11 protein-coding genes and 1 pseudogene are annotated in these 9,738 nt (G+C 60.5%); 5 read left to right on the top strand and 7 right to left on the bottom strand.

The features are described from left to right. From EGI20_RS14295 to EGI20_RS14285, 3 genes are all read left to right on the top strand, one after another. On the top strand, positions 1-401 hold a 401-nt coding region (locus tag EGI20_RS14295), incomplete at its 5' end, for a hypothetical protein (protein ID WP_498632277.1). Beyond that, positions 398-1,078: an iron-containing redox enzyme family protein gene (locus EGI20_RS14290; protein ID WP_498632275.1), complete on the top strand. Its 681-nt coding sequence runs from the start codon at positions 398-400 to the stop codon at positions 1,076-1,078. The genes EGI20_RS14295 and EGI20_RS14290, both read left to right, overlap by 4 nt. Beyond that, the gene (locus EGI20_RS14285) at positions 1,075-1,872 is read left to right on the top strand and encodes an SDR family oxidoreductase (RefSeq protein ID WP_498632273.1); all 798 of its coding nucleotides are present in this window, start codon (positions 1,075-1,077) and stop codon (positions 1,870-1,872) included. The genes EGI20_RS14290 and EGI20_RS14285 overlap by 4 nt, the downstream gene beginning before the upstream one ends. Here the strand turns inward: EGI20_RS14285 and EGI20_RS14280 are convergent. From EGI20_RS14280 to EGI20_RS14255, 6 genes are all read right to left on the bottom strand, one after another. Continuing rightward, positions 1,869-3,221, bottom strand: a complete 1,353-nt coding sequence (locus EGI20_RS14280) for an ATP-binding protein (protein WP_498632272.1) — start codon at positions 3,219-3,221, stop codon at positions 1,869-1,871. The two genes, EGI20_RS14285 and EGI20_RS14280, sit on opposite strands and share 4 nt — an antisense overlap. Then, on the bottom strand, positions 3,218-3,880 hold the full coding sequence (locus tag EGI20_RS14275; protein WP_124736507.1) for a winged helix-turn-helix domain-containing protein: 663 nt from the start codon (positions 3,878-3,880) through the stop codon (positions 3,218-3,220). The genes EGI20_RS14280 and EGI20_RS14275 overlap by 4 nt, the downstream gene beginning before the upstream one ends. Positions 3,881-3,907: 27 nt before the next feature. Beyond that, positions 3,908-4,456 (bottom strand): cytochrome b/b6 domain-containing protein, encoded by a 549-nt coding sequence (locus EGI20_RS14270; protein ID WP_498632269.1) that lies wholly within the window; start codon positions 4,454-4,456, stop codon positions 3,908-3,910. 415 nt (positions 4,457-4,871) lie between these two features. Beyond that, on the bottom strand, positions 4,872-5,141 hold the full coding sequence (locus EGI20_RS14265; RefSeq protein WP_124736505.1) for a PepSY domain-containing protein: 270 nt from the start codon (positions 5,139-5,141) through the stop codon (positions 4,872-4,874). Between the two features lie 63 nt (positions 5,142-5,204). After that, positions 5,205-5,939: a phosphatase PAP2 family protein gene (locus EGI20_RS14260; protein ID WP_498632268.1), complete on the bottom strand. Its 735-nt coding sequence runs from the start codon at positions 5,937-5,939 to the stop codon at positions 5,205-5,207. Then, complete coding sequence (locus tag EGI20_RS14255; protein WP_498632267.1) at positions 5,936-7,579, bottom strand: phosphoethanolamine transferase; 1,644 nt, start codon at positions 7,577-7,579, stop codon at positions 5,936-5,938. The genes EGI20_RS14260 and EGI20_RS14255 overlap by 4 nt, the downstream gene beginning before the upstream one ends. Positions 7,580-7,737: 158 nt before the next feature. On the opposite strand from EGI20_RS14255, the gene EGI20_RS14250 reads away from it, so the two are divergent. Next, positions 7,738-7,995, top strand: coding sequence for a hypothetical protein (locus tag EGI20_RS14250; protein WP_498632266.1), 258 nt, complete (start codon positions 7,738-7,740; stop codon positions 7,993-7,995). 15 nt (positions 7,996-8,010) lie between these two features. Here the strand turns inward: EGI20_RS14250 and EGI20_RS14245 are convergent, their stop codons facing one another. Continuing rightward, positions 8,011-9,009 (bottom strand): isocitrate/isopropylmalate dehydrogenase family protein, encoded by a 999-nt coding sequence (locus tag EGI20_RS14245; protein WP_498632264.1) that lies wholly within the window; start codon positions 9,007-9,009, stop codon positions 8,011-8,013. A 213-nt stretch (positions 9,010-9,222) separates the two neighbouring features. Here EGI20_RS14245 and EGI20_RS14240 point away from each other — a divergent pair. Then, positions 9,223-9,738, top strand: a pseudogene (locus EGI20_RS14240) (serine/threonine protein kinase); the annotation flags it as partial.

Below are 9,738 nucleotides of genomic sequence, written 5' to 3'. Positions count from 1 at the left end.
GGATCGACGCCGACGGCTTTGTCCACGTCAACGGGCGCAGCAAGCATCTGCTGATTACCGCCTTCGGTCGCAACGTGTCCCCCGAATGGGTGGAGAGCGAATTGCTGGCACAGGGCGTGATACGCCAGTGCGTGGTTCTGGGCGAGGCGCTGCCGGCGCTGGTCGCGCTGGTGTTTGCCCCGGGAGCCGACGACCAGCATGTGCAGCAGGCTCTGGATCACGCCAGCCTTAGCCTGCCCGACTATGCGCGCGTGGCGCACTTTATCCGTCTGGAGACCCCCTTGTTGCCCGGCAGCCCGCTGATGACCGACAACGGCCGGCCCAGACGCGCGCTGATTGCCGAACACTACGCGACGGCCCTGGCCGCCCTTACCCTCCCTCGCACCGGAGTCCAAGCATGACTTTCTATCCGAAACTATTGGCCGCCACGGCCCGCGGCCGCGACTATCTGCTGGCCAGCGAACTGATCCATCAGGCCATGGCCGGCACCATGGATGCGGCAAGCTACGCCGCCTATCTGACCCAGGCCTTCCATCATGTGAAGCATACGGTTCCCTTATTGATGCAGGCCGGGGCGCGCCTGCCGGACAGCAAGGAGTGGCTGCGCGAGGCGGTGGCCGAATACATAGAAGAAGAAACCGGTCATCAGGAATGGGTGTTGAACGATATCGCCGCCTGCGGCTACGACAAGGAAAAGGCCCGCCACAGCCTGCCCAATGCCCAGACCGAGCTGATGGTCGCCTACGCCTGGGATATGGTCAGCCGCGTCAACCCGGTCGGCTTCTTTGGCATGGTGCTGGTGCTGGAAGGCACTAGCGTCAATATCGCCAGTCAGGCGGCCGACGCGATACAGCTATCGACCGGCCTGCCCGATTCGGCTTTCAGCTATCTGCGCTCGCATGGCGCACTGGATCAGGACCATATCGTGTTTTTCGAGAAACTGATGAACCGGATCACCGATCCGCAAGACCAAGCCTGTATCCTGCACAGTGCCAATATGTTCTACCGCCTGTTTGGCGACACTTTGCGCTCGGTCGATGCCGCCGCAGCGACCGCCCTGCTACCGGAGTTTGCATGAAAAAAGCCCGTACTTTTGTCGTCACCGGTGCGTCCGGCGGTATCGGTGGCGCCATCGCCCATGCGCTGGCCGCCGCCGGCCACAAGCTGATACTCACCGGACGCGATACCGGGCGTCTGGCTGCTCTGGCGGCCGCCTTGCCGGATAGTACCGACGCGCTGTGGGTTTCAGCCGATCTGACCAAGGCTTCAGGCCGGGCAGCATTGCTGGACGCTTGCCGCGATAGCGCGGGCATTTCGGGGCTGGTGAATGTTGCCGGCAGCGGGCATTTTGCGCTATTCGAACAGATGACGGAGGCAGAAATAGAACAGCTGGTGGCGACCAATCTGAGCGCGCCCATGCTGGTGACGCAGGCGCTATTACCCTTGCTGCAACAAAGTGGCGACGCCGACATTGTCAATATCGGCTCGACCTTCGGCAGCCTGGGCTTTCCCGGGCAAACCGTCTATTCAGCGACCAAGTTCGGTCTGTACGGCTTCAATGAAGCACTGCGGCGCGAGATGACGGGTCAGCCGCTACGCGTACATTACATCGCACCGCGCGCGACCCGCACCGCGCTAAATAGCGATGGCGTCAATGCGCTCAACCGCGAGATGGGCAATGCCAGCGACAGTCCCGAAGTGGTCGCCAATGCCGTGATGGCGGCACTGGCCAGTGGCCGTAGCGGGCGCCGCTATATCGGCTGGCCGGAAAAGTTGTTTGCCCGCCTCAACTTGCTATGCCCGGCCATCGTCGACAAGGCATTAGGCGGCAAGATCGCGCTGATCCGCCGCCATGCAAAGCGCCAAGCTTAGCTCCGCAGCAGCCGCGCCAGCAAGCCGCCCCCCGGGCGGTTTTCCAGTTCCAGTTGCAGACCATGCAGCGCCGCGATACGCTCGACGATGGACAGGCCCAGGCCGCTGCCGGTCTGCGTCTGCCCCGGCGGACGGAAGAAGCGCTCGCGTATGCGCGGCATCAGTTCCGGGTCTATGCCCGGACCGCTGTCCAGCACCGTGATGGCGTCGGGACTGGCCAGCAACACCACTTCGCCGCCCGCATGCGAGTAACGGATGGCATTGTCGGCCAGATTGCGCAGCATCAGCGCCAGCAGCGTTTCGTCCCCCTTAAGCGGCAAGGCACTCGCCATATCGCCCTCCAGCTTCAGGGTAATGCCCTGCTCTGCCGCCTCTGCCGCCACATCCCCGGCCACTTGCCGCAACACCCGCGCCCAGTCCACCGGCTGCGCGTTCTGCGGCCCGGCCATCGGGTCGAGCCGGGTCAGGGCCAGCAACTGGTTGACCAGGCGCGTGGCACGATCGATACCGACTTCCAGTTGCGAAAGTGCCCGCGCCTGCTCTGCCGCTGGCAAACCCAGTTGCGCGACCTCGGCCTGAATCTTCAATGCCGCCAGCGGCGTTCTCAGCTCATGTGCAGCATCCGCGGTAAAGCGGCGTTCGCGCGACAGGGTATCGGCCATGCGCGCTATCAGCTGGTTCAGCGCCGCCAGCATCGGAGCAGCCTCGCGCGGCACATCGGCGACAACCGGCGTGGCATCGTCCAGCCGGCGAGCGTCCAGCTGTTCGGCCACCCGGCGAAACGGTACCAGACGGCGGGTCAGGGTCAGCCACAACACCAGCAACAGTAAGGGCAAAGCCAGCAACCACGGCAGCAGTTGCGCCATCAATATCTCGCGCGCGACCTCGTTGCGAAAAGAGAGCTGCTGCCCCACTGCCGCGACACGGTGCCCGTCAGGCATAGGCAGATAGAGCACACGCCAGCTATCGCCATCAAGCGACACATTGTAAAAACCATGCTGCCCGGACGGCGGCGCAAAACCCTGGTCTTCGCCATCGGAAAACACCACCCGCCCCTCATCGTCCCAGACGATAAAAGACAGGGCATCATCCTCCAGATTGCCGCGCTGCCCTTTGGGCAACTGCTTGGGCAAAAGCGCCTTGCCGCGTGGCAAGCGTGCGCTGTCATCGTCAAAATCATGCAGATCGGCCGCCAATAGCTGCCGGGCAAACTGGATTTGCTGGGTATCGAATAATTCGTCGATTTCATGGCGTACCTGCATCCATGCCACGGCGGAACTACCGCCCCAGATCAGCAAGATGGCTGCCGCGACCGTCAGCATCACCTGCAGACGCAAACTCTTGGTCACGCCTCGCCCCCCAGCGTATAGCCGACACCGCGCACGGTACGTATCACCTGACTACCCAGTTTTTTGCGCAGATGGTGGACATGCACTTCCAGCGCATTGCTCTCGACATCCTTGTCCCAGCCGTAAAGCTTTTCTTCTATGCGCTCCTTGGGCAGGATACGGCCTGCATTTGCCATCAACAATTCCAGCAGGGTGAATTCGCGCGCGGTCAGTTCGATCTCGCGCCCGGCCTGCACCACCTTGTGCGCCACCGGGTCCAGCGTAATGTCGGCATGGGTAAAAGTGGGCGAGCTTTGCCCGTGATGACGGCGGATCAGCGCGCGCAGGCGCGCTGCCACCTCGGCCAGCGCAAACGGCTTGGCCAGATAGTCATCGGCCCCGGCATCCAGACCGCCAACCCGGTCATGCAGCGCATCGCGCGCAGTCAGCACCAGCACAGGCTCGGCCCGCCCGGCCTTGCGCCACGCGGCCAGAATATCCATGCCGTCCATGCCGGGCAGGCCCAGATCCAGCACCACGGCGTCGTAAGGCGCAGCCGACAGTGCCGCGAACGCTTCGCGCCCGTCGCGAAACCAGTCGGTGGTAAACCCCAAGGCTGTCAGGCCAATTTTCAGCCCATCCCCGATCATCCCGTCATCTTCTACCAGCAACACCCGCATACCGCCTCCTTGATTATCCAGCCCTGCTTACCGCTGCCTGCGCTGATACACCTTGACTCCGGTCACCATCGCCCGCGGCAGATTGACCCCTTCGATATGGCTCATCAGCAAGGCGGCCAAGATATGTACGCCGGCCAGCGCCATCAGACTGTTGGCTATGATCTCATGGGTATTTTCCAGCCATTCCTCGCCCCAGAAGGCATTCGTTCCCATCATATAACCGCTCAGACCTAGCCCCAGTACCAGTACCATCAGCGCCAGCATCATCAGGGCACCTGCCGGATTATGACCCGGATGCGGGTCGGGCTCGCCCGTTTTCATGCGCTGCCAGTGCGCCAGCAGACGCTGGCGCGTCGGCCAGAAGTCTGAAAAGCGGGCATGGCGCGAACCGACAAAGCCCCAGATGATGCGTAGCGCGATCAGGCTGGTGGCGATATAGCCTGTCCAGCGATGCGGCGCATCGCCATCTTCCAGCACAAACAGATTCAAAGCGATGCATAGCACCAGCGCCCAATGAAACAGACGCACCAGCGGATCCCATACCCGCACCCGGGTCAGCGTATCGTTTGCATTCATTGCATACCTCCGGCCAAAAAAGGCGATGTTCCACACAAGTTGGTGCTGATCGCATGCGATGCGCGCTATCCGTGCGTCAGCCACCCATCCCCGTTAGGCTCGCGCCGGTGCAAAAGATGCTGGCAAGGTCTTAAGCTGGCCCTTGTTTGAGCGATTCGACGGTAGCGAATCGCGAGTTGGCCAGCGCCTCGCCAGCGGCTTTTGCACCGGGGTTTCGCGAGACTTCGGGGGCGCCGGGGATGCAAGGGGCCGGGCGCGTCCGGCCCCTGCCCGCATGCCGCGCGGAAGCGGCAAGTAAAAAACACGTCCGCGCAGCGGACACAAAGCCCAAAACCTATCGACTCCAACTCGTAACGGGGACTTCGCCAAAGAAAAAGGGCGCCATCGCGCCCTCCGGTCATAGCCCTGATACCGTTCAATTCCCGATTTCAGACTTCACAGCCTTGCCGGAAACGGTGTCGAAATAGATTTCTGCCTTCTTGCCGTCCTTGGTCTTGCCGTACATCTCGTAGCAGTCACCGGAAACCTTGAACTTCTTGATGGTGTAGCCGTCAGCCTCGAGCTTTTTCTTGAAGTCGGCTTCCTTGATCCACTGGTCTTTCGGATGGACTTCGCACTTGGCAGCGGCAAAAGCGGCAGTCGAAGCAAAACCGGCCATCATGGCAACAAGCAGCAATTTTTTCATGATCTTCATCCTAAGTTGAAGCCACCTGTCCCAGTGGCGTGATGCCATTACACACCCCCAGCCTTAACCTAAACTTAAGCCAAATGATTTTTTTTGGCGATGTGCACGCAGGCCGTCATACAACGCAAACACCGTCACGCACACCAGCCATACCACCCAGCCGCTCCACAGGTTGTGGCTAAGAAAATGTGCACCACGCACCATCTGCCCGGCGCCCATCAGGGCACCTGCCAATAGCCCTGCCACCAGCCAGCGGCGCGCACGCGCCCGGTTGCTCTCGCGATAAAAAAGATAACCGGCCATTAAAGCGAAACCGCCGGATGCATGTCCGCCGGGAAAGCAATGCCCCGGGCCGGGGTGGGCCGCGATCTCACCGAAAATAGTGAACAGTTCGGCCGAACCACCAAACTGGGCCAGACTCCATGGGCAGGAATGCGGGCTGGCCGCTTTCAGCAGCGACACCGCCAGCGTCGCCAGCGCCATCGCCACGCCCGTCGTCAGTACGTGCCCGTCGCGCCGCCGCCCCCCTTGAGCCAGCCAGCACAAGGCAATGGCCATCACCACATACTTGGCCAGACGATGATTGATCCAGTCCAGCCACACGCTGTTTTTCAGCGCGAAGCCGCCAGACGCCGGATCATAAGCCAGACCAGCCAGCCACAAATCCAGACCGGTAAAGCGGTTAAGCACCCAGAACAATAGCGCGAGGCTGGCCAGCACCATGCCCTGTGTCAGGTAAAACGCCCGCTTGTCGCCGGGAGCAACAGCTACCGGCATCGGCAAAATCTCGGCGCTCATTTATCAGATCTTGGGATGGGTTGGCGGCAGTCGGCGAAGACATCCAGCGGCTTGCGGTACTCGGTCGTCGAGATGTCCAGCAGGCCCAGCACAGAATGGAACAGATTGTCGTGGCTGTAAGAGCCAGTCTTTTTGGCGGACAGGCACTGGGTATTCACGGCATTGCGCTTCTGGTAGCCGTCGGAGAACCACATCAGCATCGGCACCTTGTACTGCGCTTCCGGCGCCATAAAGTAAGGCGTGCCGTGCAGGTAAAGATTGTTCTCGCCCAGCGACTCACCATGATCCGATAGATACAGCATGGCGCTGTCTACATCTTTTTGCTGCTGCAAGAGCGCGATGGTGCGCGCCAGAAAGTGGTCGGTATAAAGAATGGTGTTATCGAAGGCATTGCCTATTTCCTGTTCCGAGCACTTCTGCAACTCGCTGGTACGGCATACCGGCTTGAACACCTCGAACTGTTTGGGGTAACGCTTGTAATAGGCCGGACCATGGCTGCCTTTCTGATGCAGCACGATCAGCATATCGCCCTTGGCCGCCGCCAATTTTCCCGGCAAACCCTGCAGCAGGATCTCGTCGCCGCACTCTTCCTTGTTACACAGCCCCGGCGTTTCCAGATGCGCCATATCTTCGATCGGCATGCGCAGGCATGTGCCCTTGCAGCCGGAATTATTATTGCGCCACAGCACGCCATAGCCGCTGCGCTGCACGATATCGAGCAGGTTTTCCCGCTTCTTGGCAACGGTCGCATCGTAGTCGGCACGCGTCATGCCTGACAGCATGCACGGCAGCGACACCGCCGTTTCAGTGCCGCAGGAACTGACATCGCTGAAGTTGATCAGGCCGGGTATTTTAGACAGCTCGGGATTGGTATTGCGTGCGTAGCCATTCAGCGCAAAACGATCGGCACGGGCCGTCTCTCCCACCACCAGTACCAGCACCCGCTTCTTGTGCGGCAAGGTGGCAAACGACATTTTGCGAGCATCGGTTGCAAACGGCTGGATCACATCGGGCGTCGCCGTATGCTGGCGCAAATAGGAACTGGTGGCCTGGATATAGTTGTTCGGCGTCAGCAGATAACGCAGGTCGCGGTGGTTGCGGAACAGCGAGGCAAAGTCCTGATAGCCGGCCAGCGCCACACCGGCCAGCATCATCGAAGCCACCAGCAAGGCGACGCTGCGTACCAACAGCTCACGCCAAGCCGGGCGGTAATGGATGGGCGTTTTCCACAGCCATAGCGCAGGCAATACACCCAGCAACAGAATGCTCGCCAGCATGCGCCCGGTAATCAGGTCGCGCACTTCGGCCGGATCGGTCTGGAATACGTTCTGCACCATATTCATGTCGATCAGCACGCCATACTGCTGCATGAAATAGGTCGCCGCCGCACTGGTCAGCAGCAGCACGGTCGCCACCGGTTTGAAGATCCATGGCCAGGCAAGCAACAGCAATGCCAGATTAAAGAAGGCCGCCAGCAGTACAAAGGTCAGCCCCAGCATCCACACGCTATGGCCGCTCAGCGGAGAGACAATGCCCAGAACACGCTGCCACAAAGGCAGGTTAAACAGCACGACAAACAGTAAGGAGAGCACCAAAGCCACAATTTCTGGGCGCTGGGGACGCAGAGCAGGCAGTCGCATATTTGATAGGCAGGAATATTGTTGCGGCAGTTTATCCTAAATAAATTAACGCAAGCTTAAGCGTCCAGAGCTCAGCAATAGGCGGCATGGACTTGCCGCAGCGCTGCAGCGTCCTATCATGGCCAAGGCAGGATGGCCAACCTGGAGAGACCGGCAAGATGAATGCAGCCAAACAGATCAGGAAACTGGTGGAAGACAATAAGGAGCCGGAACAGCTGGCAGTGCTGATCGCGCTGGCCGCAGCACTGGAAACCGGCACCGCCTTCGATATCCGCACCCTGTACGATATCGACATGAAGTATTTCGACACCGCCATCCAGCTACTGCAGGACTGGCGCTTCGATCACCATATCGCCGCCCGCAGCAAGCTGATCGAGCAGATCATGCAGGCGGCCGGATCATCGCCGCCGGAATAGGGAGAGACTTGCCGCTTAACGCGCCAGCTGTGCAAGTAGCGCCCGGCCGAAGGCGCGCGTAGAGGCCGTGCCGCCCAGATCGGCGGTCGCGATACCGGCAGACAATAACTGCCGGATAGCCGACTCCAGCGCATCGGCCTTAGCCGGCAGTTGCCAGTGGTGACGCAATAACATGGCAGCGCTAAGCAAGGCTGCGACCGGATTGGCGATACCTTGCCCGGCAATATCGGGGGCCGAGCCGTGCACCGGCTCGGCAATCGCCACACCCTGCCCCACGCTCAGCGAAGGCGCCTGCCCCAGCCCGCCATTCAGGCCTGCGGCCAGATCAGACAAAATATCGCCATACAGATTAGGCGCCAGCAGCACATCGAATGCTTGCGGCGCCTGCACCAGACGCAGCGCGGCCGTATCCACCAGCAACTCGTCAACCGCCACCTGTGGATAATTTGCGCCTGATGCGCGCGCCGCATCGCGAAACAAGCCATCGGTCAGCGGCAGGATATTGGCCTTGTGGATAATGCACAGGCGCTGGCGCGTCCGCCTTGCCGCCAGTTCGAATGCCACCTCGGCCACCTGCATCGAGGCATGGCGCGTAATGCGTTTGATGGCGGTGGCCGTCTCGCCGTCACTCTGCTCTTCACCGATATACAGGTCTTCGGTATTCTCGCGCACGATCAGCAAGTCCAGATCCGGCCGGCCGGCGGCCAGCGGCAAGGAGCGGGTCGGGCGCAAATTGGCATAACAATCCAGCGCACGGCGCAAGGCCACAATCGGAGAACGGTAGCCTTCCACTTTGCGCGCAGGCGAACTCACCGCGCCAAACAGCACCGCCTTGCATGCACGGGCGCTGGCGAGCGTCGCCTCGGGCAGGGCGGTGCCAGTACGACAAAACGTGTCCCATCCCGCTTCGTGCTCCATGATCTGCAAGCCCGGCAGCAGTGCTGTCAGCACTTCGACCGCCACCTCGGTCACTTCAGGCCCGATACCGTCCCCGGCAATCACACATAAACGCATGCCCAACCCCCGATACAAGCAATGACATAGAAGTTAAGCGTTTACCGGCAAGGCTTGCAAGCCTATATCAGCAAAAACACCCGGTTTGCACCCAAGTGGAACGCCAGTTTTTTGATAGCGAATGAACAGTTTTTGGAATGCCCGCGTCAGGCTTAGCGCGTAAAAATACGTCCAAGCAAATCACACCGGTTTTACTAAACGAGGGCATCAACCATGACCAAGATTGTTAACTCCTGGAACGACTTCGACCCGCTCAAGCACGTGATTGTCGGCCGCGCCGACCACAGCTGCGTACCGCCAGAAGAACCTGCGACTTCCGAAAAAGTACCAATCGACAGTCCGATGCGCGGCATGTGGGGCCCACGTCCACTGGAAACCGTTGAAAAAGCCAACGCACAGCTCGACAACCTGGCCAAGGTTCTGCAAGAGCGTGGCGTCAAAGTCGACCGTCCAAGCCCGCTGCAATGGAACCAGCCAGTCATCACCCCGGACTTCCGTACCGGCTCGATGATGACCTGCATGCCGCCACGCGACACGCTACTCACCATCGGTAACGAAATCATCGAAGCGGCCATGTCCTTCCGCTGCCGCTACTGGGAATATCTGGCCTTCCGCCCGCTGCTGTCGCAGTACTTCAACGAAGACCCCGAGTTCCTGTGGAGCCAGGCACCGCGCCCACGCCTGTCCGACAAGTCGTACAAGCACAACTACTACGACGAAAAAATCTCG

The sequence above is a fragment of the Aquitalea sp. S1-19 genome (genome assembly GCF_024343515.1).
Note: the sequence above shows the minus strand (reverse complement) of the source record. Positions and strands in the feature narration are given on the sequence as shown.